Origin of the sequence: Pseudomonas sp. dw_358 (assembly GCF_018449655.1) — a bacterium.
Classification (GTDB): Bacteria; Pseudomonadota; Gammaproteobacteria; order Pseudomonadales; family Pseudomonadaceae; genus Aquipseudomonas.
Genome location: NZ_JAAVUX010000003.1, coordinates 69,824 through 95,242 on the forward strand (window position 1 = coordinate 69,824; position 25,419 = coordinate 95,242).

The following is a 25,419-nucleotide window of genomic DNA, read 5'->3' on the forward strand; positions in this document are numbered from 1 at the left end:
CTCCCGACCCCGCAGTGAAGGGCCGCGACGGGGTGATTTTTTTGCGTGATGCGACCCGTTCGAACTCCCCTGCCGGGCCAGGGTCACTATGTCCAGCGGCGCTGTTTGCGCCAGCGGTCAGGGAGAAAGCACTATGTTGCTGTTGTGGATTGTGGTTCTGGTACTCGGCAGCGCGTGGCTCGCCCATCGCCGTATTGCAGCCCTGCCGGCACTGGGTATCGTTGCCGTCTACCTGCTGGCCATGGGGCTGCTCAGCCACGCCCATGGCGTCTTGCTGACCGTGCTCTGGCTGCTATTGATTGTCACCGCGCTGTTCGTCCTGGCCACCGATTGGCGTCGGCGGCTCTTCAGTGCGCGATTGTTCGCCTGGTTCCAGCGCACGCTGCCGCCGATGTCGACCACTGAACGGGAGGCCATCGATGCCGGCACCGTCTGGTGGGACGGTGAGCTGTTCAGCGGCCGCCCCGACTGGCACAAGTTGCTGGCCTACCCCAAGGTCCAACTCAGCGAAGAAGAGCAGGCCTTCATCGACGGCCCCACCGAAGCTTTATGCGCGATGGTCAGCGACTGGCAGATCGGCCAGGACATGGACCTGCCCCCCGCCGCCTGGGCGCACATCAAAGAGCACGGCTTCTTTGCCCTGATCATCCCCAAGACCTTCGGCGGCAAAGGCTTTTCGGCCTATGCTCACTCCCAGGTGGCCATGAAACTGGCCACCCGCAGCGGCGACCTGGCGTCCACGGTCATGGTCCCCAACTCCCTGGGCCCCGCTGAACTGCTGCTGCACTACGGCACCGAAGAGCAGCGCAATCATTACTTGCCACGCCTGGCCCGGGGCGAGGAAATCCCCTGCTTCGCACTCACCGGCCCCCTTGCCGGCTCGGATGCCGGCGCCATGCCCGATACCGGCAGCGTCTGCAAAGGCCAGTGGCAAGGCGAGGAAGTCATCGGCCTGCGCCTGAACTGGGAAAAACGCTATATCACCCTGGGCCCCATCGCCACCTTGCTGGGCCTGGCGTTCAAGGCCTACGACCCGGAGCACCTGCTGGGCGACCAGGACGAACTGGGCATCAGCCTGGCGCTGATACCCACCGAGACACCCGGTGTGAAGATCGGCCAGCGCCATCTGCCCCTGGGCGCGGCGTTCATGAACGGGCCCAACGCCGGCAAGGATGTGTTCATTCCGCTGGAGTACCTTATCGGTGGCCAGGCCATGCTGGGCAAAGGCTGGATGATGCTGATGAACTGCCTGTCGGTGGGCCGCTCCATTTCGCTGCCCGCCGTGGGCACCGGCGCGGCCAAGTACACCAGCCTGGTGACGGGCCAGTACGCCCAGGTACGCGAGCAGTTCAACGTGCCCCTGAGTGCCTTCGAAGGTATTCAGGAGTCGCTTGCCCGCATCGGTGGCAACGCCTGGCTCATGGACAGCGCGCGAATGCTGACGGCCAACGCCGTGGACCTGGGCGAGAAACCCTCGGTGCTCTCGGCCATTCTCAAGTACCACCTCACCGAACGCGGCCGCGAGTGCATCACCCACGCCATGGACGTGCACGGCGGCAAAGGTATCATCATGGGCCCCAACAACTACCTGGGCCGCAACTGGCAGGGCGCGCCGATCTTCATCACCGTCGAAGGCGCGAATATCCTGTCGCGCAACCTGATGATCTTCGGCCAAGGCGCCATTCGCTGCCATCCCTTCGTGCTCAAGGAGATGGCCCTGGCCAGTCGCGAAGACAAGGCCCAGGCGTTGGTGGAGTTCGATGGTTTGCTTGTGCAGCACATCGGCTTTGCCGTGGGCAACGCGGCCAGCACCTTCATCCTCAACCTGGGCATCGGCCACTTCGAACACGCCCCCGGCGATCGTCTCAGCCAAGGCTATTTCCGCGCCCTGAACCGCCAGAGCGCGGCGTTCGCCTTGCTGGCAGACCTGAGCATGATGCTGCTGGGCGGCGAACTGAAGCGCCGCGAACGGCTGTCGGCGCGGTTGGGGGATGTGCTCAGTTATCTCTACCTGGCGTCCTCTGCCCTCAAGCGCTATCACGACCTTGATTCTCCAGAGCATCTGCAACCGCTGTTTCGCTGGGCCATGGAAGAAAGCCTGGGCAAGGCGGAAAGCGCGCTGGACGGGATCCTGCGCAACTTCCCCAACCGTATGATGGGCGCGGTGCTGCGGGTGCTGGTGTTTCCGTTCGGACGTCGGCACAAGGGCCCATCTGACCGCCTCGACGCCGAAGTCGCCGCCGTACTCGGTCGTCCCAAGGGCGATGCCACATTGGAAGAGCTGTTGGCCGGCTGTTACCGCCCTACCGATGTGGATGACCCAGTCGGCGCCTTGCAGCACGCCTGTGACTTGCTCGCCGCCGCAAAACCGTTGCACAACAAACTGCACACGGCGCTGCGCTCGGGGCAGTTCGCCCCGTCAGCTGGCGAGCCAACCATCGATGCCGCCTTGCAGGCCGGCGTGCTCCAGGCGGGCGAGGCACAGACCTTGCGCAACGCCGAGGCGGCTCGGCGCACGGTGATCGACGTCGATGACTTCAGCAAGGAACAGCTGCAACCGGCCGAAGGTCGGATTCGCTGACGACAGCAGGCGCGCCGAGACTTATACTCGCGCGCCTGTTTTTCTTGTTTGAGGACCCAGCATGGCCAATTCCTATCTCGACCACCAGATCGCCCTGCTCCAGCACCTGCGCGGGATTCTGGTCGCCCTGGGCGAAGCGGAACAGGTGCCCGAGGAAAGCCATGAGCTGTTTCTCGAGCGCTACGATGAGCTGTTGGCGCTGTTGCCCACCGACCCAGTGGAAAGCCAATACCTGGGGCAGGATATTTTGACCCAGGTCATCCAGCGATACCCGCAGATTGCTCACCTGGTCCCTCGCGATCTTCTGTGGTTCTTTGCCGGCGACTGCCTGCACTTCATGCCCGATGACGAGATCGACCTGTATCAGGCGCTGGAAGAGCGGCGTTATGAGGCTGAGCAGAATGACGAACCATTCGACTGGAATCAGGAGAAGCAATTGCTGGCGATGTCTGCCGGCGATAGCCGGCACTGACAGGTCGCGCTGTTGCTCGACCCAAACTTCAGTGAGCCAATCCATTTTTACGCGTAGTTCGGCCTGCTGAGGGCGCGGATGATCAGGATCAAAAGCCAGATCAAAAGCGGGTGGGCGCGACGTGCGGCCAGCCCGCCAGCCCGCCAGCCCGCCAGGGACTTCGCTACATCAGCCCATACAATAACACCACATTCACCACCAACATCACCAACGCCGTCGGCACCTGCGCCTTGATCACCGCGTATTTGTCCGGCAACTCCAGCAGCGCCGCCGGCACGATGTTGTAGTTCGCCGCCATCGGCGTCATCAGAGTCCCGCAGTAACCGGAAAACATCCCCACCGCCGCCATTACTGCCGGATTAGCGTGATAGACCCCCACCAAGATCGGCACGCCGACCCCGCCGGTCATCACCGGAAACGCAGCGAAGCCATTACCCATGACCATAGTGAACAGCGCCATCCCCAGCACATACACCAGCACCGCCACGAAGCGGTAGTCCAGGTCGATGTAAGCCGTAGCCAAGTGGGCCACGGCCTTGCCGACGCCGGCATCATTGAACATCAGCCCCAGCATCGCCAGCATCTGCGGCAGAACCAGCGCCCAGCCCAGGCTCTCGGTCAGTCGACGGGACTCGCGCACGGCTTGCAGCGGCGTATCACGGGTCAGCCAGCAGGCCAGGATCAACGCCAGCACACTGGCAATGCCCAGCGCAACGAAGGTGCTGTTGGCCGGATCCAGCAGGTAGACATCACCGATCTTCAGGTTCTTCAGCGCCAGCGCACAGAACACCGTGATCAGCGGAATCGCCAGCGCCGGCACAAACAGCCGATTGCCCAGGCGCCCGACGCTGGCCTCGCGGTCCTCGGCGGCCAGTTCGCGATGACGGCTCAAGCCCACCCCGCCGGTTCCGGCAATTGCCGCCATGACCAGCACACCGACGCCGACCCACACCGGCGGCACCCGGTCGCCGATCAGAAACGCCAGGCTGAACAGCCCCCAAAACACGCCGCTCGACCAGCGCTTGGGGTGCTCGCGGTCTGTGAGGATCATCCCCGTGGTGATCGCCAGGACAATGCCGACCAGCCAGTACAAGTACTCCATCGACAGAATCATGGTCGGCCGCCCTGGCTGGCGTGACGTTGCAAGTAGCGGTCGAAGCGGTACACCCGCGTGCCATGCACGATCAAAGCGGCAACGGCCGTGGGTATGCCCCAGAAGGCAATGTGCAGCGGCTCGACATCGATGCCCGCCCCCAGCAGAAAAGTGTGCATCAAGGCGATGGCGCCGAAGGCGACGAAGATGTCCTCACCGAAAAACAGCCCGACATTATCGGTGGCCGCGCACATGGCCAACAGCCGTTGGCGCACGGCGTCGGGTAGCGCACCGAAGCGGCTGACCGCTGCGCCTTCGGCCATGGGCGCCAGCAACGGGCGCACCATCTGCGGGTGCCCGCCGAGGCTGGTCAGCCCCAGGGCGGCAGTAGTTTCACGCACGAACAGATAGGCCAGCAGCAGCCTGCCGACCGTGGCGTTGCGAAACCGCGAAATCCACTGCTGGGCATGCAGGCGCAAGCCGTGACGCTCCAGCAGACCGATCACCGCCAGCGGCAACAGGATGATCAGCGCCAGGGTACGGGTCTTGATGAAACCGCTGCCCAGGGTGGCGAGGATGGTTTCGACGGGCATGCTCGCAGCGAGCCCGGTGATGATCGCCGCCAGGACGACTACTAACAGTGGGTTGAAGCGCAGGACGAAGCCCACCACGATGGTGGCCACCCCCAGGAGCGGCCACAGGTTTACCAGGGTTTGCATGAGCGTGCTCTCGTTGAAAGAGTCGATGGACGATGGGTGTGCGAAGCAGAGATCGAGCCAGCGGGCTGTCTACCACAGCGCCAGGGTGTAGCTGAGGATCAAACGGTTCTCATCCAGCGAATTGCCGAAGTTGGAACGCACCGTTGCGTTGCGCCATTTGACCCCGACGTTCTTCAACGGACCGCTTTGAATCACATAACCCAGGTCCGTGTCGCGTTCCCACTCCTTGCCCTCGCCGCCACCGGTTCGCTCGACGTTGTCGCCACTGACGTAGCGCGCCATGAAGGTCAGGCCCGGCACCCCGAGTGCTGCAAAGTCATAGTCGTAACGTCCTTGCCAGGAATGTTCGTGGATGTTGCCGAAGTCGTTGATCTGCACAAAGTTGACCAGGTAGGGGTCACTGTTGGCGAGGTAGGGAAAGGGATCGGAACCGCTCATGCGTTGCAGGGCACCGGCAAAGGAATGCCCGCCCAGCTTGTAGGTGAACATGGCCCCCAGCGCACGGTTGTCGATGTTGCGAAAGTCGCCGTCTTCCCGGCTGTTGGCAAAGCGCAAATCGGTCTTCAGGCTTTGCCCTTGGCCCATCGGCAGCACATGAATCAGGCCAGCGTAATACTGTTGATAGATGTCTTCGAGAACGGCATAGCGCGCGCTCAGGTTGAGGTGTGGCGTCACCTGATAATCGCCGCCGCCAAAGTTGAACGAGTTGCTGACACCGCCGATACGGTTGGCGCTCAGGTCGATGAAGTCCGTCGAGTTGACGGCCTTGATCTGGTCGATGTGGCCGCCGATCAAGTGCAGGTTGCTCAGCTCGTTGGAGGTCAGCAGGCCACCGCTGAAGGTTTGCGGCAACAGCCGCGTGTCGGTGTACGAGATCACTGGGTCGCGGAACATCAACTCGCCCAGCTTGAGTTCGGTTTTGGAAATCTTGATCTTTGCGGTGAGCCCCAACTGACCGTATTCTCGCTGGGAGCCACCGGACGACAGATCAGCCGGCAGTAGCCCGGTCCCTGCGGTGCCATCGCCGCCATCGAGTTTGTAACCCACCAGGGCCAGGGCATCCAGACCAAAGCCCACGGTACCGGCGGTGTAGCCCGACTGCAGGCGCAACATGAAGCCCTGAGCCCACTCGTCCGCCTTGTTCCGTGAACCGCTCTGCCTGAAATCACGATTGAAATAGACGTTGCGCAAATCCAGATTGGCCGTGCTGTCTTCGATAAAGTCGGCGTGGGCCACCCCGCTGCTCACGGCCGCCCCGGCCACCCACACCCACCCCATACGCTTGCGAAAAGTCATGAACATCTCCGGTGAAGCGCCCAGCGGCCGCAGCGGCTGGTGGCAGTGCGCGATTGATTTTTTATGGCGTCTACAAAGGTCTTGATGCCTTTTCGGCCTGCCCCGAGGCGGCGGCCGTGCTGCTCGGTGGGCATTGTTCGGAGCGGGGGCGGTGTGCGTCCAACGAGAAAAATCTGCGGGGCGTGATCAATTTTTCTTGAATTTGACTGGCATACAACCTGCACCCCAGACGCCACTCCTTTGCAGTTTCAACAGGGCAGGATTGCTTGCGCATGAACATCAAATTCCTCGAAACCTTCGTCTGGATCGCGCGCCTGAAGAGCTTTCGCCTGACCGCCGAAAAGCTCTTCACCACGCAGGCGTCGGTGTCCAGCCGTATTGCGGCGCTGGAACAGGAGCTGGATACCAAGCTTTTCATGCGAGACTCCAAGGGCGTGATGTTGACCCCGGAAGGCCAGCGCGTACTGGAATACGCCGAGCACATGATGGACACGCTGCACCATCTCAAGGCAGCGATCAAAGATCCGCATCAAGCCCGTGGTCGGTTGCGCATCGGTGCCATGGACACGGTGATACACACCTGGCTGAGTCCGCTGGTAACACGCCTGACCCAGTGCTACCCGGAACTGGAGATCGAAATCACCGCCGACACCGCGCGCAATTTGTCGGAGCAGCTGGAAAAGGGCTATCAGGACATCATTCTGCAAACCGACATGACTCGGCTGGACAGCGTGCGCAACCTGTTGCTGGACCGCTACCCGGTGCAATGGGTGGTCGCGACAGGCTCGGAGTTCGACCGGGCTTATGCCGGGCTGGGAGAGCTCGGTGACGAAAGGATCGTCACGTTTTCGCGCAACTCCCGTCCCCATCAGGACCTGCTGAACATGTTGCACAGCGCCGAAGTACTGACCACGCGCATCAACTGCGTCAACTCGGCTTCGGCCATCACCCGGCTGGTGCGCGATGGCTTCGGCATCGGCGCCCTGCCGCCGCTGCTGGTGCGCAGCGAACTGGCGGCCGGGGTGTTGAGCGTGCTGGAAGATGTACCGCAACCGCCGCCGATGGACATCGTCGCCAGCTGGCGCACGGGGTCGGGGATGACGCTGATCGACGAAGTGGTAGAGATTGCCCATGAAGTGGCATTGGGGTTTTCAGGCCATCGGCCGTAGGAGCGCTTTGCGTGGCTGAACGATGGGGTAAACTCGGGCAATTGTTTCCGGAGATTGCCATGTCGCGTTTACCTGTTGCTGCTTTACTCGGGTTGGGCCTGGCCCTGACGGCCCCGCTCGCTCTTGCCCAGACCCACCCTCACCCCAGGCATCACGCAAAATCCGCCGCCCCCGTTGAAACCGGCCCAAAGGTTTCGACCCTGAACGGCAAGTTCAGCTTCACCTTGCCCAAGAGCTACACCGCCGAAGCCATGGCGCCAGGCGACGTGCAGAGCGGTACTGCAGGTTCCAGCGGGACGATGTACTCCAGCGAGAAAAGCAAACGCGTGGTGATCGCCACCCAGGTCCCGGTCCCTGCGGGCGTCAGCGTCGGCGACAAAGACTTCCTCGACAAGGCCACTGCCGACTATGTCGCCGATCAGACCAAGGCCGCTCCGGACTTCAAGCAGACTGCCAGCCAGAAACTCACGTTGAAAAAGCTGCCAACAAGCCGAGTGGACAGTACGGCCACCATGGGCGGCGGGCCGACGTTGGTCACCAGCTTCATCGCCGGCTCCGGGAAAACCCTGTCAGTGGTGCAGATCATCTCCCGCGCTGACGACAAGGCCGGGCATGCGGCCATGATCAAACGGGTAATGGAAGGGCGCTGACCTCAGAGGAGGCGCTTTTTGCTGGCCGTGGTCACTGCGGCCACCAGGGTGTCCAGGCGCCAGGGTTTGCGCAGCATCACCGCCGAGCGCGGGGCAGGTGTCTGGGAATTGGTGTAGCCAGAAACGATGACAATGGAAATATGCGGCCAGACCGCCTCGACCACATGGGCGAAATCGATCCCGTCCAGTGCACCGGGCATGCGCACATCCACCAGTACCACATCGCATTCGTGGCTGTGCTCGGCGAGATATTTCAGGCCTTCCTCGGCATTGGGAACCTGACTGACAATAAAACCTTCTTCCGAAAGAATATCGTCGGTCAACACGCGCAACACTTCTTCGTCCTCCACTACCAGGATGCGTGCACCGGCAAGGGGCGTGATGGCTGGTTCAATCATTCGTCACAGGCAGTCCATGGTTCACAGATGAAGGGCAGGGTTTTCTGACTCTAGCCCGGTTGAACTGAGTTAGAGCCTTCCCCCCTGTTTAAATTCCCTGAGGTATGTGCTTTCTGTGACCCATGCAGCAATTCAGCCAGCTCGGGGGGTCGAGGACCTAAGACCCGTAGACAACAAAAAAGGCGACCTTGTGGGTCGCCCTTTTTTCACCGCCCAGCAGAACGGATTTTATTTGGTAGGCGCGATTGGACTCGAACCAACGACCCCCACCATGTCAAGGTGGTGCTCTAACCAACTGAGCTACGTGCCTGCTGTGGCGCGGCATTCTACGGGTTTGTCACCCACTGTCAACCTTTGGATTTCAATGCAGACAGCATTGCTTGAATTTCTTGCCGCTGCCGCAGGGACATGGGTCGTTGCGGCCGGTCTTGGGCTCGACGCGGCGCGGCAGGAACTCGACCCGATGGCCCAGCCAGTACTGTTGCAATTGCACGGCGGCGGCGGGAATGAAGCCGACCACTTCCATGGCGTCGATTTGCAGCGGGTTGTCGCCTTCCAGCAGATCGTCCTCTTCGGTGTGCAGGATGATGGCAGAAAGGTACTGCTGCTGATCCTCCGGCAACACCGGCCAACCATTGCCCACGCTCATGCCACGCATGTAGCCGAAGCACCAGTCTTCGACGACCAACAGCATTTCGCCGTCGACTTCAACTTCGTTGAACAACGGCTCGAAGTCCTCGGGGTATTCGGTCAGCATCGTGGCAATGTTGTTCATGTGCTGAATCAGCAAGGTGAAAAACTGCTCGAATTCCTGTTCGTCATTCCACACCGGCAGGTATTCCGGCGCCCCCCACAGCATGGTATACCAATCGTCGAAACCGACCGCTGCGGGGCCGGAGACCACCGCCGTGAAGAAGCCGTCCAGTTCGGACACATTGAGCACCGAGGCTTCGGTGCGGTATTTCTCGAGCACGTCCTCAAGCACGTTGAGCTGATCTTCGCTGAGGGGTTCGCTGCTGAGCGGAATCGACATGAAAAAGGGTCCGGCGGCTGGCGGCCATCACCGGAGTGCAATGGCCAAGCCACTCATTAAAAGCCATGCCGGGCCCGATCTCCAGTGCTATCAGCCTTGCGGCAGTGGCAAGGCCACGCCACCGGGGTGCTGGCGCAGCAGGCTGTAGGGCAGCACCGTCCAGTCTGTGCCTTCGCAGGCGCGCATGACCCGGGCAAAACCCGGCCCCAGGTACAGGCCCTTGGGGGTAAAATACCAGGCCGGGAAGCGCCAGACCTGCGGGTCGCTGTAATCGCAGTCGTCGTCCGTGGTTTTCGTCATTTGCTGCGGATACAGGTGCTTGAATTGCTCCACCAGCCAAGGCGCCAGGGTCTTTTCGCGGTACTGGGTGAAGGTGTCGAAATCCACATCGGAGCGGTCCGAAGGGGTGGCGCCGTCGCGATCGTCGTAGTGCATGGCCTTGCCCTCGCCCACCCACAGCACGTCTTCGAGGGACAGCGGCTGGCCGCTGCGCACATCGATGTTGAGCGGGGCGTCGCCAAAATCCGGGTGCGCGCCGCCACAGTTGTAGCTGGTGAAGATATTCACACTGAGAATATCCGGGGTGAACAGTTGCGGCGTTACCGTCTGCTCGAACTCGCCCTCGCCCATCCGGCTGGCCCCCAGCATACAGGCATGAAAGGCACTGACTTCACTCCACAGACGCCCATGCAGTTCGCGGTTGAGGGTCGTCAACTGCGCCCTGGGGTAACCGTCGAGCAACTGGAACAGGGTAATTTTTGAACCAGGCTCTTCTTGCCATTGCAGGCGGTAACCCTGGCGCTCCTCGGCCTTTCCATCGACCAGGTCCAGTGCACTCAGCCGCAGGTACTCGTAGGGCGATGAACTGCGCAGATCATGCCAGAACGGCTCGGTATCGGCGGCCTCCGGCGTCAACTGAGCCGGCTTGAGGCTGATGGCCAAGGTCTTGCCCTTGGGATCGCGCCACTGGCCCGTCCAGCCCTGGGCGCCGTCGGCATGCAGACTGAGCACCGGGCGCGGGGCCTCATCGAAATTTTCCAGGCCCTCGTTCAGCTCAAGCTGTTCGCCCTCCAAGGCGCCGACCAACGCCAGGTCGCGGTGGTATTTTTCGTAGAAGTAGCGGCCACTGACCTGGGCCGGATCGGTCATGTCCAGCTCCATCACCACCTTGGCCGGACCCAGGGTCCCCTGATACACACTGGGTTGCTCCTGAGCCAGGCAAGTTGTGCTCAACCAGGCCGATACAGCAAGAACAGCAGTGCGAATCGCAGGGCTCATCCGGGGCTCCTTTTGGTTTCAGCCGTTGATGCAGAAAGTTTCATGAAATGATTTGAACAACATTAACTCTACCCTGAGACAGCGTGTTGCAGTTGCATGACGCTTCTCCCCTCTTCCGAAAGCCCGAGGCCCGCGCATGCCCACACTCGCCCTACGCCGCCGCAGCTGGCTGATGCTGGTCATGGCCACGCTGATTGCCGTCGGCCTGCCCTATGGCTGCTCGCGCTTGCACCTCAAGGAGCGCGAGCTGCTGTTCAACATCGAGCCGGGCACAGCCAGCTGGTTTGACGGTTTGCCTGTCGGCGTGCAGGAGCTGAACATCCCCGTACAAAGCCTCTCGAACTTCAAGCAATCACTCCACGCCTGGTGGTGGCCTGCCAGCCGCGCCGATGCCCCGGCCGTGCTGTACCTGCACGGCACCCGATGGAACCTGACCGCGCAGTTACGGCGCATCGGCGAGCTGCATGACATGGGTTTCGCGGTGCTGGCCATCGATTATCGCGGCTTTGGCCAAAGCCCCGGCGATCTGCCTTCCGAGCGTACGGTCTATGAGGACGCCCAGGCTGGCTGGACGCAATTACTCAAATTCCAGCCCGACGCCCGCAAACGCTATATCTACGGTCATTCACTGGGCGGGGCGATTGCGGTGGACCTGGCCGAGCGCATCGCCAAGGATCCGGTGCAGAACCGCGCCGCCGGCCTGGTGATCGAGTCCACCTTCACTGACCTGGGTTCGGTGGCAGCGGCGGTGATCCATACCTCGTTGCCGGTGCGCTGGATTCTTTCGGAGAAGTTCGACTCCATCGACAAGATCGCTGACATCGACATGCCGGTGCTGATCGTCCATGGCGCCGACGATCCCTACGTGCCTTCGCGCTTCAGCCGCGAACTCTATGCCGCCGCCATCGAGCCTAAGCGCCTGCTGCTGGTGCCGGGCGCCAACCATAACAACAGCATGCAATTGGGCAACCGGGCCTATACCCAGGCGCTGCGGGAAGTATTCAATCTGGGGCCGGCCGTCGGGGTTCGCTGAAACCCGGGCGGGCAACTATCCACAGGGGCGAAGGTCTGTCTTGTAGCCCTTCTGCTATCACCAGGCCAGCCCCATGGACAAACATGTGACCGAACACGAAAAAACCCCCGGCCTGTCGCCCGATGAAGAACACGAAGCCGCGCAAAAACAGGCACCCCGCGCGGCCCTGCTGCACGAGATCATCCGCGCCGAAGGCGATCAGGAGCTGGAGCGCAGCGTCGCGGCACTGTGGTGGTCGGCGTTGGCAGCCGGGTTGACCATGGGCCTGTCGCTGATGGCCATGGGCTTGTTCAATGCCCGTCTGCCCGACACCGAAGCGAGCAAGGTGATTGCCAGCCTGGGCTATTCAGCCGGTTTTCTTGCGGTGATTCTCGCGCGCCAGCAACTGTTCACCGAGAACACCCTCACCGCCGTGCTGCCAGTGATGACCAAGCCGACCCTGAATAATTTCGGGCGGTTGCTGCGTCTGTGGGGCGTGGTGCTGGCGGGCAATCTGGCCGGGACCCTGCTGGTCAGCTACGTGATGCTGCACCTGCCGATCTTCGACACCCAGACTGACCGCGCCTTCCTGGAGATCGGCCGCAAAGTCATGGAAAACAACGTGCCGCAGATGTTCGCCAAGGGGATCATCTCGGGCTGGATGATCGCCACCCTCGTCTGGATGATCCCGTCCCAGGAAAGCGCGAAGATCTGGGTGATCATTCTGATCACTTACCTGATGGCGCTGGGTGATTTCACCCACATCGTCGTCGGCTCGGCCGAGGTGTCCTACCTGGTGTGGGCCGGCGAGGCGAGCTGGAGCGAGTTTCTGATGCACTTTGCCGGGCCGACCCTGGCCGGCAATATCATCGGCGGCAGTTTTATCTTTGCCCTGCTCAGCCACGCTCAGGTGCGCAGCGAAGCTGCAGGGGGCAAACAGCCGGAGAAGAAACGGGTCAATCGGCCGTAAAAGTCGGCTCCCCCGCCTCACTGCCGATCCCCTGCCACCACCATTCACCGGCATTGGGCGCCAGAATATCCTCGCGCTGGCCCATCATCGGCGTGCTGATCGGCACCCTGGCCGCCGCAGCCAAGGCCACGATGCGCTCGAAAGGCTCCTGCCAGCTGTGCATGGACAAGTCGAAAGTGCCGTTATGGATCGGCAGCATGCGGCGGCCCTGCACATCGAGGTGGGCCTGAAGGCTTTCTTCCGGCTGCATATGCACGCTGGGCCAGTTGACGTTGTAGGCGCCGGTCTCCATCAAGGTCAGGTCGAAGGGGCCGTAGCGGTCGCCGATCTGCTTGAAACCCGGAAAATAACCGGAGTCGCCGCTGAAGAACACGCGCCACTGCGGCTCGATCATCACCCAGGAGGCCCACAGCGTGCTGTTGCTGTCCGTCAGGCTGCGCCCGGAGAAATGCTGCGTCGGCGTGGCGGCGAAACGGGTCCCATCGATTTCAACCTCCTCCCACCAGTCCAGTTGCCGTACCTTGCTGGCCGCAATCCCCCAGGCAATCAGCCGATCGCCGACGCCCAAGGTGGTGAGAAAGTGTTCGGTACGCGGCGCCAGACGTAACACCGCCTCCTGGTCGAGGTGATCGTAGTGGTCGTGGGAAAGGATCACCGCCTTGATCGGCGGCAGGTCATCCAGATTGATGGGAGGTGCGTGAAAGCGCTTGGGGCCGGCCCACTGCACCGGTGAAGCGCGTTCGCCGAACACCGGGTCGGTGATGAAGAACTGGCCCCGGGCCTTGAGCAGGATGGTCGAGTGCCCCAGCCGCCATAGGCTGTTGTCCGGCGCATCAAGCAAGGCCTGCCTGTTCAGCGGCAAGACCGGCAGCGGGGCAGCGGGACGGGTATTGGCCGGCTTGCGCAGCAACAGGTACTTGACTCCGATGCGCAGCTTTTTCAGAAAGCCGTCCCGGGGCAAGGTGACCAGATTGCGATACTGGCCGTTGACGCACACCGAAGGCATCGGCGTGGCTGAAACGGACTGGGCGTCGACAGGTTGCGGGGCCATAAGCACAAGTACTCCAATGATCGACGGGCAAGTCATCTGGGTGGCAAAAGGATTTGAGCACGACTCTTGCTAATGCCTGAGCAACCCAATAGACACCAGGGATTCGAATAGAGGTATGGGGACGCAAAACAATAACGGCAAGGGCCTGTCCTTTGCCAAACGTATTTATTTACCCAGGACCATCGGCTCGTGTTTTGGCCTGATTGCCGTACTCGGTGCACTGTACCCGCTAGCGCCACCCACCTGGATGTGGGCGGCGGCGGTGATCAATGGCCTCGGCTGGCCGCATCTGGCCTACCAGCTGGCACGACGCTCGCGCTCGCCCTACCGCGCCGAACAGCGCAATCTGCTCTGGGACTCGCTGTCCGGGGGCTTCTGGGCGGCCGCGATGCACTTCAATCCGCTGCCCAGTATCACCGTGCTGGCCATGATGACCATGGACAACGTCGCCGCCGGCGGCCGCCCACTGTTCCTGCGCGGGGCGCTGGTGCAGCTATTGGGGGCAGCTATCGGTACGGCTCTGCTCGGCTTCGGATGGCAGCCTGTGGTCACCCAGACCCAAGTGTGGGCATGCTTGCCGATGTTGACCCTCTACCCCTTTGCCCTCGGCTGGGTTTCCTACACGCTGGCGTTGCAGCTCTCGGAACATAAACGCGAACTCAGCGCCCTGAGCCGCACCGACAGCCTCACCGGACTGCTCAACCACGGCGCCTGGAAGGACCTGCTGCAACTCAAGTTTCACAAATGCCGTCAGGAGCGCTGTGATGCAGTCATCGCCATCATCGACGTGGACCACTTCAAGCACATTAATGACAATTACGGTCACATCGTCGGCGACAGCGTACTGCGCCAACTCACCACCGAACTGCGGCGCACGCTGCGCGACTGCGACCTGGCAGGCCGTTACGGCGGCGACGAATTCTGTGTGATTCTGCCCCGCGTCTCGGTGGCCCAGGCCAACGACGCCATGGAGCGCGTGCGCCTGGCCCTGCACCGTTACCGGCACTCACTGGAGCCGCACCTGCGGGTGACCCTGAGCATCGGCCTGGCGGCCTTTCGCTCTGATTTCAGCGAGCCGGCCAACTGGTTGCACGAGGCAGACAAGGCCTTGTACGTGGCCAAGAACAACGGGCGCAACCGGGTCAGCATCAGTGGCTTGCAACAACCGCACACCGTTATGTAACCGATATTTCGAAATGTACAAACGTGCATTTCGTCCGACACATTGCCCGAGACCTCGCCTTTGCCGGTGGTGGATCCATACTCCTGCGGATAACAAGGAATTTGTTCATCTAAAGGGACAGGCTCAATGGACACGCCCGCCGGCTCTGCTGCGGTTGCCATGAACCACCGATTGCACACGCGCAAGCTCATGCTGACCATCGCCGTGCTGTTCTGCCTCGGTGTGCTGGTGGTGGCCGGCGGGCTGTGGAATATCTCGCGGACCCTGGATCAGGAGGCGCGCCAGCAAAGCCTCTTCTATGCCGACCGCGCGTTGCGTGACCGTACCGCAGCGGCCGGTAATGACCTGATCGGTTACTCCCTCTGGACCTCGGGCTATAACCACCTGGACGGTCAGGTCGACAGCGACTGGGCCTACACCGCCAGCAACCTGGGACGCAGCCTGTTCACTGTCAGCGGTTATGACGGCGTCTTCGTGGCCGATCGCCAGGGCAGCAAATACGCCATGGTCCGGGGCCAGCTTAGTCAGGACAACATGGACAGCCTGTTGTCCATCCCCAGTGGCCAACTGCTCGATGAAGTTCAGAATCAAAGCGTCCAGAGTGCCGCCATCAGCCACTACGCCCTGTTTGAAGGCTGGCCGGCGATCATCAGTGCCGCCGCCATCCTGCCCAACGATGGCCATCCGGCGGTGGACTCGCGCAGCACCTCCATGCTGGTTTTCGCCGACCTGCTGACCCCGACCAAGCTGCGCAAACTGGGGCAAGACTATGATTTGCGCGAGTTGGCGCTGGTCGGCGACACGCAGCTGAACCCCGAACAGCCCCATCTGGCCCTGGACCAGACAGGCTTCAGTCTGACCTGGCATCCACCCCGCCCCGGGCTGCGCCTGCTGCATGCGGTGCTGCCGGCCCTGGGCGTGGCATTGCTGGTACTTGGCAGCCTGCTGGCGTATTTTTTCCGCTTCGCCATTCGCGCATCGCGCACTATTGCGTCCAACTTCACTGACCTGGCCCACAGCAACCTGGCCCTGGAGGCCAGCGAGGACCGCTTTCGCGCAGTAGCGGAAGCCGCGTCGGACTGGATCTGGGAGACCGACTCCGAGTGCCGCGTCACTTACCTGTCGGGACGTTTCGCCGAAGTCACGGGGTTCACCGCCGAGCACTGGCTGGGCCAGCCCATCGACGATCTGCTGCAGTGCGAAACCACGCCGCTGACCCTGTGGATGCAAACCCTCAACGACAGCGCCAACGTCACTCAGCTGCGCTGCCACTACCGCGACCAACTGAGCCAATTGCGCTATTCGCGCATCTCGGCGCGGCCCGTGTTGGTCGCCGGGCAGGTCTGCGGATTTCGCGGGACGGCCAGCGACATCACCGATGAGGTGGCCGCCCACGCACAAATCCAGCACCTGTCGCAGCACGATGCCTTGACCGGCCTGAGCAACCGCAACAACTTGACCCGTTACCTGGAGGACGCCCTGGCCCTCAAGGAACAGTCGCCTCTCAGCGTGCTGCTGCTGGACTTGGACAGCTTCAAACCGATCAACGACTCCCTTGGCTATCCCGCCGGGGACGCGGTTTTGCTGGAAGTGGCCATTCGCCTGCGCGATAGCACCCGGGATCACGACCTGGTGGCTCGCATTGGCGGCGATGAATTCGTCATCGTGTTGGCCAACATGCACCACCGCCTGGAAATCGATCGGTTCTGCACCCGGCTGATCGACAACCTGCAACGCCCCATCTTCCATGACGGCCAGACGCTCCACGTCGGCGTCAGCATCGGCGTGGCGCAAAGCGGCGTGGAGAGTTACAACGCCAGCGAGCTGATCCGCTGTGCCGACATTGCACTCTATCAAGCCAAGACGGATGGCAAGAACACGTGGCGTTACTTTGCCGCACAGATGAATGAGCGCATACAACACCGTCGCCAGCTGGAAACCGAGCTGCGCCAGGCGATTCAGCACAATCAATTCGTTCTGCATTTCCAGCCGCGCTACCGCCTTGACGGTCAGGAAATCGTCTCCGTGGAAGCCCTGGTGCGCTGGCAGCATCCGACCGAGGGGCTGATCGGACCGGATAACTTCATCCCGCTCGCCGAGCAGACCGAACTGATCGTGCCGCTCGGTCGCTGGGTATTGCGCGAAGCTTGCCAAACCGCCCTGGACTGGCCAGTGCCGATGATGGTCTCGGTCAACCTGTCACCCGCGCAGTTCACTCGCAGCGACGTGGTCAAAGATGTGCGCGATGTGCTGGTGTCCACCGGTTTTCCGGCCTCACGGCTGGAGCTGGAAATTACCGAGAACGTGATGCTCAACGACGTGGATGGCGCCCTCGGCATCATGATCGCGCTCAAGGAATTGGGCGTGCGCTTGAACATGGACGATTTCGGCACGGGCTATTCGTCATTGGGTTACCTGCGCACCTATCCGTTCGACGGCCTGAAGATCGACAAGCGCTTCATCGCTTCCATGGGCAACGGCGTCAACGACCACGCGGTGGTGCAGGCAATCATCAACCTGGGCAAGGCCATGGGGCTGACCGTCACCGCGGAAGGCGTCGAGACCCAAGAGCAACTCGACACCCTGGGCCTGGACGATTGCCACGAGGTGCAGGGTTACTTCCTCAGTCGGCCCATCGACAAGCTGGCATTTTCCCGCTTGCTCAAGGCCCAGCCGGGGTTGCAGGCCGAACGACGCGACGCCCAGCAGAACTTGCCACTTGCGGGGAGTCGCTAGGAAACACCTTTTTACATCCACCCCCCCACCCCGTTAAACTCGGCCGGTCTGCGCGTATGTGCCAGGACTGGCCTGCCGCACGCGCAAAGGAACTGTCCGTGTCCACCCGCCTTTTGGATTATGACCGGCTCACTGCCGAGCAACAGCAGCAATTGACCGAGCTGCAGATACTGCCCGAGCAAAAGCTTTACTCGGGTGATATCCATGGTGCGCTGCATACCTTGCAGAGCGCGCCCTGCCCTGGGATCAAGGGTTTTGCTCTGCTCGACGACAGCCGTCCGGTGGCCTTTCTGCTGCTCAAAAGACCCCCTTTCCTGCCGCCCTGGGCCGACGAGAAAGCCGCGACGTTGCATGCCTTGCAGGTCGATTGCCGGTTGCAAGGTCGCGGCTACGGGCGCGCCTGCCTGCGCGGGCTGGCGGCAGTCAGCCGCCAGCAGTGGCCCAAGGTCAGGCAACTGATGCTGTCGGTGGACAGTGAAAACCAGGCGGCCATGCACCTCTACCACAGCGAGGGCTGGGTGGATTGCGGGACCGCCTACCGAGGGCGAACGGGCTATGAACGGCGGCTGTCGCTGAAAATATGACGTAACATTGTTCACATTTTTTTGACGACGTGACCGCTAACTTTCTGCCGCTCTGCGGCGTATCGATTTCGTAATACTTCAACACAGGGACTTTATTCATGCTCAAGCGTGTCAGCTCCACCCGGCTGGTCTTGCTGTTTTCACTGGCGCTGGTGGCGTTGTACAACTTCGAAACCTGGAAGGCGGTCACTTCGCTGGTACAGCTCGAAGGCCTCAAGGCCATCGGCTTCGACGTGTCCTTCGCCGTCTTCCTTTGGGCCGCCTTCAGCCTGCTGTTGATGCCGTTCTCGTTTCGTCCGTTGCTCAAGCCGATCTTGTCGATCATCGTCTTGTGCTCGGCGTCCGCCGCGTACTTCATGAATGACTACGGCATCGCCATCGACACGGTGATGATCCAGAACATTCTGGAAACCAACGCCGGAGAAGCCAAAGCGCTGTTGAGCCCGAAAATGTTCGTCTACCTGGGCGTGCTGGGCGTGCTGCCGATCATCCTGATCTGGCGCTGGCCGGTGGCCTACCGCCGTCCGCTGCCCGGCCTGCTGAACAAACTGTTGGTAATGCTGGGCTGTGCGGTGCTGATTCTGGTGTCCGTGGGCGCCTACTACTCCACCTACGGGCCGGTGTTTCGCCAACCGGACAAGCTGACCCACTTCATCAACCCGACCAACTACATCTATGCAGTCGCCAAGCTGGGCAAGGGTCAGCTGGGCATCAAGCAGGACATCAAGGTCCAGACCGTGGGTGCCGATGCGCGCATGAGCCCCACCGAGCAACAGCGTCCGAAGAAGAGCCTGATGATCTTCGTGGTCGGTGAAACCGCCCGCGCCGACCATTTCTCACTCAATGGCTACCCACGGGAAACCAACCCTGAACTGAAGAAGCTGGACATCCTCAACTTCACCCAAGTGCATTCCTGCGGCACGTCCACCGCTGTGTCGGTGCCGTGCATGTTTTCGATGTTCCCGCGCAAGGAATACAGCGACAAGAAGGGCAAGACCTACGAAGGCCTGCTGGACATCGCCCAGCGTGCCGGCGTGCAAGTGCTGTGGCTGGACAACAACAGCGACTGCAAGGGCACCTGCCTGCGCGTGCCCCACAAGGACATTCCGAAGAGCCAGGCCAGCCCCTTCTGCGACGGTAATCGCTGCCTGGATGAATCGCTGCTGGTCGGCCTGCAGGACTACATCAACAGCCTGACCGACAACGCCATCATCGTCCTGCACGCCGACGGCAGCCACGGTCCCGAGTATTACGACCGTTATCCGAAGGACAAGGAAGTGTTCACCCCGGTGTGCCGCACCAACCAGTTGGGCAGTTGTAGCCATGATGAACTGGTGAATGTGTACGACAACACGATCCTGTACACGGACCACTTCCTGGCACAGGTCGTGGCGCTGCTGAAAAACAACCAGGACAAGTACGACACCTCGATGCTGTACGTTTCGGACCACGGCGAATCGCTGGGCGAAAACGGCATGTACCTGCACGCCGCACCTTACGCCATTGCCCCGGAAACGCAGATCCACGTACCGATGGTGTTCTGGTTCGGTAACCAGACTCTCAAGGATGCGGGCGTCGACCGCAGTTGCCTGGAAGGCAAGCGTGACGAGAAGGACCTGAGCCACGACTACATGTTCCACTCGGTGCTGGGCCTGATGGGCATTCAGACCAGCGTCTATCAGCCGGACCTGGACATCTTCCACAGCTGCGAGAGTGCCGCCGCCAAGTGATCCGTCCTGCCTCTGCTCAGTTGCGCAGAGGCAGCCAGATCTCCAGCCCGCCGGTGCCCGTCAGCGGGTCGAAGGCCTCGTCGTAGCGCTCGAATTCGGGCGCATCGGCGGCGTCGAACTCACTGCTCGGCAGCCACTCCTGCCAGATCGCCTTGAACGTCTGACCCATGCTGGAAATGTGCCCGGTGTGCTCGAACACCGCGTAGCGCTGTGGCGCCAACTGCACCGAGCGAAACTCGTCGGGCAGCCCTTGCAGGGTGTCAACCTCGACGCCGGCAATGTATTCAAACCCACCTTGACCATCCGGATGACAGCACACGCCATAGCTGACAGTGCCCTGCTGGCCGGGCACCTTGCCCAGGAAGGGGGCGAATTCTTGCCACAAGGCGGGTATGCCGCTATTGGTGTCGAGGGTGAAACGCTGGCCGAAACCGGCCACGATCAAGGCGCGACCGTCTTCAAAACGGACGGGGACAAGGAGGGAGGTTTCTGTACTGCTCTCTGACATGGTGGGGCGCTCTGGATACAGGTTGCCTCACCATAGTCAATTTTGCCGTCAATGACCAAACAGCCCGACACCGGCTTTCTTTGCTTTCTTCTCGGCGCGTTTTTCATCGGCCGATTTGCTGGGCTTTTTCTTTGCCGCTTTTTTCGAATCCATGCCTTTCATGATTGCAGCCTCGCTAAGGTGTACCCACCTGTCTGGATACACCACAGGTATAGCAGCAATCCATCAAGACGTGATGGCGGCCTTGAGAATGAATTCGGCATAGCCCGAGCCGATCACATACACCGCGAAATAACAGAAGATCGCCGCTGAAGCCAGATACGACCAGCGTAGCAGCTGGGCGCCCAGCAACCGCCCGCCCTGGCTGGCAACCAGGCACAACACGGCGCACCAGAGCACCCCGGCGCTGAAGAAGCCCGAGAGAAACAACCCCGCCCCAACCGGCCCGCTGGCCCCCGAACGGGAGATCAGCACACCGCCCACGGCGGCGAACCAGAGGATGGCGGTGGGCGAGGACATGGCCAGGAACACCCCACGGGCAAAATCCCGCCAACCGCTGCGTAATGCTCCTTGATCGGCCTCGTGCAGAGGGCCAGGCCCGCGCCATGCGCTGATCAGCATCTTCACTGCAAAATAGACCAGCAACGCAGAACCACCCAGCCAAAGCCCCCAGCGCACGCTGCTGTATTGCAGCACCACGGTCATGCCGGCCAGGGCCAGAATGGCGTAGGCCAGATCACCGAAGCAGGTGCCCAGGCCCAGCCAGAAGCCTTGCAGGTAGCCACGTTGCATGGCGAGGGTAATCATGGCGATGTTGGCGATGCCGATGTCCAGGCACAGGGAAAGACTGAGCAGGAAGCCGCTGGTGAACTGCATGATCGGGCAAACATCCGTGTCGGTATTATCGAAGACCTGGATGTTACAAGGATTCGTCCACGGGGCGAACCGCCCCACGCCGGGTCAGGTATTATCCCGGCCTGTTTACATTGGTGACGAGTGCCTTCATGTCCGCCGCTTGCGATATCACTTTCACGCCGTTGCCCGGCGAGTCGAGGCAACTGCTCAACAAGTTCTACCGCGACCAGCGTTCGGCCATGCGCGCGGCCAACGGCGCGACGCTGTGGGTGGCTCGCGACGTCTCGATCATTGCTGGCTTGAGCCTGACACCGGTGAGCCATGGTGTGTGGCTGACGGGGTTGCTGGTGGCCGATGAATGTCGCGGGCAACATGTGGCGCGGCGCCTGGTTCAGGCCGCAGTCGCCAGCGTAGAGGGGCACGTGTGGCTGTTCTGCCATCCGGACTTGCAGGTTTTCTATGAAAATCTGGGATTCCATATCGATCCGGTGTTGCCGATCTCGCTGGCAGAACGCTTGATTCGCTACCGGCAAAGCAAGTTTCTGCTGGCGATGGGATTGGACCGTCAAACCGCTTAGCGGCCATCGTGGTCTGATGGTTTTGCGAAAGGCGCGAGCCCAACCATCCTGTGCTAGCCTCGACCGACTCTTGCCCTCAAGGACTGACATGACTTTCAAGCTGCTGGCCGGCGCTGCCCTGGCCCTCGTCTCGCTACACACCCTCGCCGCCCCCGCCTCGACTGTTTCCGACGCCGCCTTTGCGCAGGTCCTCCAAGGCACCTGGCGCGATCCGCAGAACAGCGGTCGCGATCAATATCGCCACCCACAGCAGACGCTGCAATTTTTCGGCCTTCGCCCGCAACAGACGGTGATCGAGATTACCCCGGGCAACGGCTGGTACAGCGAACTGCTGGGCCCGCTGCTGCAGGACAAAGGCCATTACGTCGCCGCCGTCGAAGCGCAAAGCACCAGCCATGCCCTGCAGGACAAGTTCACGGCCGACCCGGCGCATTACGCCAAGAGCAGTGTCGTCACCTTCCTGCCCCAGCAGCCACGGTTCGGCGCAGCCGGTTCGGCGGACACCGTGCTGACCTTTCGCAACGTGCATAACTGGGTGATGGCCGACACTGCACCGGCCATGTTCAAGGCCTTCTTCAAGGTTCTCAAACATGGCGGCACGCTGGGCGTGGTGGATCACCGGGGACCTGCCGACGAGTCGCTGGAGCGCATCAAGCAAAGCGGTTATCTACCCACCGCCTATGTGGTCAAACTGGCCACCGACGCCGGTTTCAAGCTGGCCGGCGAAAGCGAGATCAACGCCAACCCCAAGGATACCAAGGACTACCTTCAGGGCGTCTGGACATTGCCGCCGACCTTGCGTCTGGGTGAGCAGGACAAGGCGAAATACCTGGCCATTGGCGAGTCGGACCGCATGACCCTGCGTTTCATCAAGCCGTGAAATGTCGCGCTCAATCGTCGGCGGCGGCGTCGATACCGGGGAACAACACCTCGGTAAAACCAAACCGGCCGAAATCAGTGATCCGCGAGGGGTACAGCCGACCGATCAAGTGATCGCACTCGTGCTGTACCACTCGCGCATGAAAGCCATTGGCAATTCGCTGGATCGGCTGCCCCTCGGGGTCGAAGCCCTCGTAGCGAATGCTCTGATAACGCTGGACCACACCGCGCAAACCCGGCACCGACAGGCAGCCTTCCCAGCCCTCCTCCAGCAGCGGATTGAGCGGCGTGATCAACGGGTTGAGCAACACTGTCTGCGGCACCGGCTCGGCGTCCGGGTAACGATCGCTGCGCTCGAAGCCAAAGATCACCACTTGCAGATCGACACCGATCTGCGGGGCAGCCAGGCCGACACCGCCGACGTGCTCCATGGTCTCGAACATGTCGCTGATCAACGCTTGCAACTCTGCCGAGCCAAACAGCGACGTTGGCACCGGCGGGGCAACACGTAGCAGGCGCTCGTCACCCATTTTCAAAATTTCGCGAATCATCTGGGGTATTCCTGATCAGACCCGGTGAAAGTCGGGGTCGGTATCTTTTTGACTGCCTACGCCGTCGGCAGGACCACGCTGCATCTTTGCGGCCGGGCTTTCGTTCGGGTCTTTCTCGCCTTTGTCTTTGCCTTCGGCGGACATGTGTTCGATCACTGCGTTCATCTCTGCGCCCAGCAGCAATACGGCCGAGGAGATATAAAAGTACAACAGCAACACGATGATCGCCCCGATGCTGCCATACATGGCGTTGTAATCGGCGAAGTTTTTCACGTAGACCCCGAAACCGACTGAAGCCACGATCCACACCACCACCGCCAACACCGAACCTGGGGTAATGAAACGAAAACGCTGCTTCACGTCTGGCATGACGTAATAGATCAGCGCCACCGCGATCATCAGCAGTACCACAATCAGCGGCCAGCGGGCGATGGTCCACAAGGTCACGATGAAGTACTCCATGCCGATCTGTTCGGCCAGCCAGGTCATCACCTGCGGCCCCAGCACCATCAGCGCCGCCACCGTCAGCAACACCCCGGCAAAGCCCACGGTGTAAGCCACCGACAGCGGGATACGCTTCCAGGCCGGGCGTTCTTCCGGGACATCGTAGGCAGCATTCATGGCGCTCATCATCAGCCGCACGCCCGCCGAAGCGGTCCACAAGGCAATGACGATACCCACCGACAGCAGGCCGCCTTTGGATTGCTGCAATTGATCGATGATCGGGTTGACCTGATCCAGCGCCTGAGACGGCAACACGTAAGTGGCCTGCTCCCGAAGCCAGGTAAAAAAATCGGGCAGGTGCAGGAAGCCGATCAGTGCGATCAGGAACAGCAGGAAGGGAAACAGCGAAAACAGCATCTGGTAGGCGAGCGCCGAGGCATAAGTCGACATTTCGTCGTCGAGGAATTCTTTGACGGTGCGGACCATCACTTGCTTGAAGGACAGTGCGCGTAAATCTGCAAATATCATAGCGTCTCCTTTCGTCGCATGACCGGGTCTCTGTGTCCCGTCGAGGAAATTCCCCGAGGGCGGACCTTGAGAGCTGACGAGTGAAACACTTGCGATCACTCGAGCCAAGTGGCCCGGACAGCACAGCGGCCATCCGAGGATGACCGCTGTGTAGACGTGCCGTTATCGAAGCGTGTTACTTCTTGAGGTTGTCTTTTACCGCGCCTTTGACTTGCTGGGCCTTGCCCTTGGCTTCCTGGGCTGCGCCCTTGGCTTGAGTCTTTGGATCGCTGGACATTTTTTGCTTGGCTTCACCGACGATTTCGTTGGTTTTGCCTTTGATTTTATCTGTAGTGCCGCTCATGGTATTTCTCCCAATAGAAAAATTAGCGTCAACCATCGACATAAAGATTGACTGATAGCCAGTGCGCAGAGTTTCAATTTTTTTGTTCAGGGCTGAGGAAAAAAACGAAAAACCGATGAAATGCGTGGCGGATTATCCGGCGCCGGGCTTTATGTTCGCGGGGTTTGCCAGCAAAATGCCGGTCGGATTCGGCCACTGGGCCGAAGCGTCATATCCGCAGGACCCCAGCTTTAGGAACCGTATGAAACTCGATAAACCCCAGGCCATTGCTCGTCGCAACAAAGAACTGGGCGGCAACGTGCTCGGCGTGAATAACTGCCACTTCACTCTGCTGGACAAGAAACGCAACATCTGGTGGTTCGACATTCCCGTGGGGCGTTTGCAGATCGGGCAGTACGAATGGATTCATCTGTTGCTGCACACGGTGGAGAGCGATCGGTTGCTGCATCTGAAAGTGCCGACGGTGTTTTTCCGTGAGCATCTGGATGGGTTGGTGGTGCGTAATGCCGGCAAGCGGCGGGAGGAAGTGACGCTGGAGCTGAGCGCGGACAAGGATTCGTTTTTGGTGGATGTGCGGCCGGCGGGGAAGAACGTTTCGTTCGCGAGCTTCATCCAATCCTGACACGCTTTTGATCTTGCTTTTGATCTTGATGGTCCGCGCCCTCAGCAGGCCGACTGGAGGAGCGCGGGAGTGGGGGGAGCGAGGCAGGAAGCCGAGCTAGCGCTGTAGGCCATGGATGGCCGTACAGCGCGACCCCCACGGAGCGATGCGCAAGGA

At 61.2% G+C, this 25,419-nt stretch carries 24 protein-coding genes, 1 tRNA gene and 1 pseudogene; 13 read left to right on the forward strand and 13 right to left on the reverse strand.

Going from position 1 to position 25,419, the window contains the following annotated elements; all coding sequences use genetic code 11:
• Nucleotides 1-133 precede the first annotated feature (133 nt).
• A complete protein-coding gene (locus HB675_RS06160; RefSeq protein WP_213876722.1) occupies nt 134-2,581 on the forward strand; it encodes an acyl-CoA dehydrogenase in 2,448 nt (815 codons plus the stop codon).
• Nucleotides 2,582-2,642: 61 nt separating this feature from the next.
• The gene (locus HB675_RS06165) at nt 2,643-3,053 is read left to right on the forward strand and encodes a PA2817 family protein (RefSeq protein ID WP_213876724.1); all 411 of its coding nucleotides are present in this window, start codon (nt 2,643-2,645) and stop codon (nt 3,051-3,053) included.
• 163 nt (nt 3,054-3,216) lie between these two features.
• On the opposite strand, the gene HB675_RS06170 is transcribed toward HB675_RS06165, so the two are convergent.
• The 3 genes from HB675_RS06170 to HB675_RS06180 all read right to left on the reverse strand — a co-directional run bounded on the left by HB675_RS06170 (nt 3,217) and on the right by HB675_RS06180 (nt 6,143).
• On the reverse strand, nt 3,217-4,167 hold the full coding sequence (locus HB675_RS06170) for a DUF979 domain-containing protein (protein WP_213876726.1): 951 nt from the start codon (nt 4,165-4,167) through the stop codon (nt 3,217-3,219).
• Nucleotides 4,164-4,865, reverse strand: coding sequence for a DUF969 domain-containing protein (locus tag HB675_RS06175; protein WP_213876728.1), 702 nt, complete (start codon nt 4,863-4,865; stop codon nt 4,164-4,166). The genes HB675_RS06170 and HB675_RS06175 overlap by 4 nt, the downstream gene beginning before the upstream one ends.
• A 69-nt stretch (nt 4,866-4,934) precedes the next feature.
• Nucleotides 4,935-6,143 (reverse strand): OprD family porin, encoded by a 1,209-nt coding sequence (locus tag HB675_RS06180; protein WP_213877284.1) that lies wholly within the window; start codon nt 6,141-6,143, stop codon nt 4,935-4,937.
• Between the two features lie 290 nt (nt 6,144-6,433).
• Here HB675_RS06180 and HB675_RS06185 point away from each other — a divergent pair, with 290 nt between their 5' ends.
• Together HB675_RS06185 and HB675_RS06190 are read left to right on the forward strand one after the other, a co-directional pair.
• The gene (locus HB675_RS06185) at nt 6,434-7,330 is read left to right on the forward strand and encodes a LysR family transcriptional regulator (RefSeq protein ID WP_213876730.1); all 897 of its coding nucleotides are present in this window, start codon (nt 6,434-6,436) and stop codon (nt 7,328-7,330) included.
• Between the two features lie 59 nt (nt 7,331-7,389).
• Complete coding sequence (locus tag HB675_RS06190; RefSeq protein ID WP_213876732.1) at nt 7,390-7,980, forward strand: hypothetical protein; 591 nt, start codon at nt 7,390-7,392, stop codon at nt 7,978-7,980.
• 2 nt (nt 7,981-7,982) lie between these two features.
• Here HB675_RS06190 and HB675_RS06195 read toward each other — a convergent pair whose 3' ends face one another.
• From HB675_RS06195 to HB675_RS06210, 4 genes are all read right to left on the reverse strand, one after another.
• Complete coding sequence (locus HB675_RS06195) at nt 7,983-8,378, reverse strand: response regulator (RefSeq protein ID WP_213876734.1); 396 nt, start codon at nt 8,376-8,378, stop codon at nt 7,983-7,985.
• A gap of 233 nt (nt 8,379-8,611) precedes the next feature.
• Nucleotides 8,612-8,688, reverse strand: a tRNA-Val gene (locus tag HB675_RS06200).
• A gap of 51 nt (nt 8,689-8,739) precedes the next feature.
• On the reverse strand, nt 8,740-9,411 hold the full coding sequence (locus tag HB675_RS06205; RefSeq protein ID WP_213876736.1) for a UPF0149 family protein: 672 nt from the start codon (nt 9,409-9,411) through the stop codon (nt 8,740-8,742).
• A 90-nt stretch (nt 9,412-9,501) separates the two neighbouring features.
• Nucleotides 9,502-10,689, reverse strand: a complete 1,188-nt coding sequence (locus HB675_RS06210; RefSeq protein WP_213876738.1) for a hypothetical protein — start codon at nt 10,687-10,689, stop codon at nt 9,502-9,504.
• 136 nt (nt 10,690-10,825) lie between these two features.
• Between HB675_RS06210 and HB675_RS06215 the strand changes: the two genes are divergently transcribed.
• On the forward strand, nt 10,826-11,722 hold the full coding sequence (locus HB675_RS06215) for an alpha/beta hydrolase (RefSeq protein WP_213876740.1): 897 nt from the start codon (nt 10,826-10,828) through the stop codon (nt 11,720-11,722).
• Between the two features lie 73 nt (nt 11,723-11,795).
• Entirely contained in the window at nt 11,796-12,671 is an 876-nt protein-coding gene (locus HB675_RS06220) for a formate/nitrite transporter family protein (RefSeq protein WP_213876742.1), read from the forward strand.
• Here HB675_RS06220 and HB675_RS06225 read toward each other — a convergent pair.
• Nucleotides 12,658-13,677 carry an MBL fold metallo-hydrolase gene (locus tag HB675_RS06225; protein WP_256737488.1) on the reverse strand — a complete coding sequence of 340 codons (1,020 nt, stop codon included), beginning with the start codon at nt 13,675-13,677 and terminating at the stop codon, nt 12,658-12,660. The two genes, HB675_RS06220 and HB675_RS06225, sit on opposite strands and share 14 nt — an antisense overlap.
• A gap of 160 nt (nt 13,678-13,837) precedes the next feature.
• Between HB675_RS06225 and HB675_RS06230 the strand changes: the two genes are divergently transcribed.
• From HB675_RS06230 to HB675_RS06245, 4 genes are all read left to right on the forward strand, one after another.
• Nucleotides 13,838-14,905, forward strand: coding sequence for a diguanylate cyclase (locus HB675_RS06230; protein WP_213876746.1), 1,068 nt, complete (start codon nt 13,838-13,840; stop codon nt 14,903-14,905).
• Nucleotides 14,906-15,031: 126 nt separating this feature from the next.
• On the forward strand, nt 15,032-17,641 hold the full coding sequence (locus HB675_RS06235; protein ID WP_213876748.1) for an EAL domain-containing protein: 2,610 nt from the start codon (nt 15,032-15,034) through the stop codon (nt 17,639-17,641).
• Nucleotides 17,642-17,739: 98 nt separating this feature from the next.
• A complete protein-coding gene (locus HB675_RS06240; protein WP_213876750.1) occupies nt 17,740-18,225 on the forward strand; it encodes a GNAT family N-acetyltransferase in 486 nt (161 codons plus the stop codon).
• Between the two features lie 98 nt (nt 18,226-18,323).
• Nucleotides 18,324-19,955: a phosphoethanolamine--lipid A transferase gene (locus HB675_RS06245; RefSeq protein WP_213876752.1), complete on the forward strand. Its 1,632-nt coding sequence runs from the start codon at nt 18,324-18,326 to the stop codon at nt 19,953-19,955.
• Between the two features lie 16 nt (nt 19,956-19,971).
• Here the strand turns inward: HB675_RS06245 and HB675_RS06250 are convergent, their stop codons facing one another.
• Nucleotides 19,972-20,463: a GyrI-like domain-containing protein gene (locus HB675_RS06250; RefSeq protein WP_213876754.1), complete on the reverse strand. Its 492-nt coding sequence runs from the start codon at nt 20,461-20,463 to the stop codon at nt 19,972-19,974.
• 225 nt (nt 20,464-20,688) lie between these two features.
• Nucleotides 20,689-21,339: a LysE family transporter gene (locus HB675_RS06255; RefSeq protein ID WP_213876756.1), complete on the reverse strand. Its 651-nt coding sequence runs from the start codon at nt 21,337-21,339 to the stop codon at nt 20,689-20,691.
• Nucleotides 21,340-21,467: 128 nt separating this feature from the next.
• On the opposite strand from HB675_RS06255, the gene HB675_RS06260 reads away from it, so the two are divergent.
• Both HB675_RS06260 and HB675_RS06265 read left to right on the forward strand, forming a co-directional pair.
• Nucleotides 21,468-21,896: a GNAT family N-acetyltransferase gene (locus HB675_RS06260; protein WP_213876757.1), complete on the forward strand. Its 429-nt coding sequence runs from the start codon at nt 21,468-21,470 to the stop codon at nt 21,894-21,896.
• An 88-nt stretch (nt 21,897-21,984) separates the two neighbouring features.
• Nucleotides 21,985-22,776 carry a methyltransferase gene (locus tag HB675_RS06265; RefSeq protein ID WP_213876758.1) on the forward strand — a complete coding sequence of 264 codons (792 nt, stop codon included), beginning with the start codon at nt 21,985-21,987 and terminating at the stop codon, nt 22,774-22,776.
• Between the two features lie 10 nt (nt 22,777-22,786).
• On the opposite strand, the gene def is transcribed toward HB675_RS06265, so the two are convergent.
• The 3 genes and pseudogenes from def to HB675_RS06280 all read right to left on the reverse strand — a co-directional run bounded on the left by def (nt 22,787) and on the right by HB675_RS06280 (nt 24,641).
• On the reverse strand, nt 22,787-23,326 hold the full coding sequence (gene def / locus HB675_RS06270) for a peptide deformylase (protein ID WP_213876759.1): 540 nt from the start codon (nt 23,324-23,326) through the stop codon (nt 22,787-22,789).
• A gap of 108 nt (nt 23,327-23,434) precedes the next feature.
• Nucleotides 23,435-24,298: pseudogene (locus HB675_RS06275) on the reverse strand (YihY/virulence factor BrkB family protein); the annotation flags it as partial.
• A 175-nt stretch (nt 24,299-24,473) separates the two neighbouring features.
• Nucleotides 24,474-24,641: a CsbD family protein gene (locus tag HB675_RS06280; RefSeq protein ID WP_213876761.1), complete on the reverse strand. Its 168-nt coding sequence runs from the start codon at nt 24,639-24,641 to the stop codon at nt 24,474-24,476.
• Between the two features lie 241 nt (nt 24,642-24,882).
• Between HB675_RS06280 and HB675_RS06285 the strand changes: the two genes are divergently transcribed.
• Nucleotides 24,883-25,263, forward strand: a complete 381-nt coding sequence (locus tag HB675_RS06285) for a hypothetical protein (protein ID WP_213877286.1) — start codon at nt 24,883-24,885, stop codon at nt 25,261-25,263.
• The last annotated feature ends 156 nt before the right edge of the window (nt 25,264-25,419 follow it).

What these genes read in the sequence shown, in the direction of transcription:
- HB675_RS06160 (WP_213876722.1), top strand. Translation starts at nt 134, where the DNA reads ATGTTGCTGTTGTGGATTGTGGTTCTGGTACTCGGCAGCGCGTGGCTC.
- HB675_RS06165 (WP_213876724.1), top strand. Translation starts at nt 2,643, where the DNA reads ATGGCCAATTCCTATCTCGACCACCAGATCGCCCTGCTCCAGCACCTG.
- HB675_RS06170 (WP_213876726.1), bottom strand. Translation starts at nt 4,167, where the DNA reads ATGATTCTGTCGATGGAGTACTTGTACTGGCTGGTCGGCATTGTCCTG.
- HB675_RS06175 (WP_213876728.1), bottom strand. Translation starts at nt 4,865, where the DNA reads ATGCAAACCCTGGTAAACCTGTGGCCGCTCCTGGGGGTGGCCACCATC.
- HB675_RS06180 (WP_213877284.1), bottom strand. Translation starts at nt 6,143, where the DNA reads ATGGGGTGGGTGTGGGTGGCCGGGGCGGCCGTGAGCAGCGGGGTGGCC.
- HB675_RS06185 (WP_213876730.1), top strand. Translation starts at nt 6,434, where the DNA reads ATGAACATCAAATTCCTCGAAACCTTCGTCTGGATCGCGCGCCTGAAG.
- HB675_RS06190 (WP_213876732.1), top strand. Translation starts at nt 7,390, where the DNA reads ATGTCGCGTTTACCTGTTGCTGCTTTACTCGGGTTGGGCCTGGCCCTG.
- HB675_RS06195 (WP_213876734.1), bottom strand. Translation starts at nt 8,378, where the DNA reads ATGATTGAACCAGCCATCACGCCCCTTGCCGGTGCACGCATCCTGGTA.
- HB675_RS06205 (WP_213876736.1), bottom strand. Translation starts at nt 9,411, where the DNA reads ATGTCGATTCCGCTCAGCAGCGAACCCCTCAGCGAAGATCAGCTCAAC.
- HB675_RS06210 (WP_213876738.1), bottom strand. Translation starts at nt 10,689, where the DNA reads ATGAGCCCTGCGATTCGCACTGCTGTTCTTGCTGTATCGGCCTGGTTG.
- HB675_RS06215 (WP_213876740.1), top strand. Translation starts at nt 10,826, where the DNA reads ATGCCCACACTCGCCCTACGCCGCCGCAGCTGGCTGATGCTGGTCATG.
- HB675_RS06220 (WP_213876742.1), top strand. Translation starts at nt 11,796, where the DNA reads ATGGACAAACATGTGACCGAACACGAAAAAACCCCCGGCCTGTCGCCC.
- HB675_RS06225 (WP_256737488.1), bottom strand. Translation starts at nt 13,677, where the DNA reads ATGCCTTCGGTGTGCGTCAACGGCCAGTATCGCAATCTGGTCACCTTG.
- HB675_RS06230 (WP_213876746.1), top strand. Translation starts at nt 13,838, where the DNA reads ATGGGGACGCAAAACAATAACGGCAAGGGCCTGTCCTTTGCCAAACGT.
- HB675_RS06235 (WP_213876748.1), top strand. Translation starts at nt 15,032, where the DNA reads ATGGACACGCCCGCCGGCTCTGCTGCGGTTGCCATGAACCACCGATTG.
- HB675_RS06245 (WP_213876752.1), top strand. Translation starts at nt 18,324, where the DNA reads ATGCTCAAGCGTGTCAGCTCCACCCGGCTGGTCTTGCTGTTTTCACTG.
- HB675_RS06250 (WP_213876754.1), bottom strand. Translation starts at nt 20,463, where the DNA reads ATGTCAGAGAGCAGTACAGAAACCTCCCTCCTTGTCCCCGTCCGTTTT.
- HB675_RS06255 (WP_213876756.1), bottom strand. Translation starts at nt 21,339, where the DNA reads ATGCAGTTCACCAGCGGCTTCCTGCTCAGTCTTTCCCTGTGCCTGGAC.
- HB675_RS06260 (WP_213876757.1), top strand. Translation starts at nt 21,468, where the DNA reads ATGTCCGCCGCTTGCGATATCACTTTCACGCCGTTGCCCGGCGAGTCG.
- HB675_RS06265 (WP_213876758.1), top strand. Translation starts at nt 21,985, where the DNA reads ATGACTTTCAAGCTGCTGGCCGGCGCTGCCCTGGCCCTCGTCTCGCTA.
- def (WP_213876759.1), bottom strand. Translation starts at nt 23,326, where the DNA reads ATGATTCGCGAAATTTTGAAAATGGGTGACGAGCGCCTGCTACGTGTT.
- HB675_RS06280 (WP_213876761.1), bottom strand. Translation starts at nt 24,641, where the DNA reads ATGAGCGGCACTACAGATAAAATCAAAGGCAAAACCAACGAAATCGTC.
- HB675_RS06285 (WP_213877286.1), top strand. Translation starts at nt 24,883, where the DNA reads ATGAAACTCGATAAACCCCAGGCCATTGCTCGTCGCAACAAAGAACTG.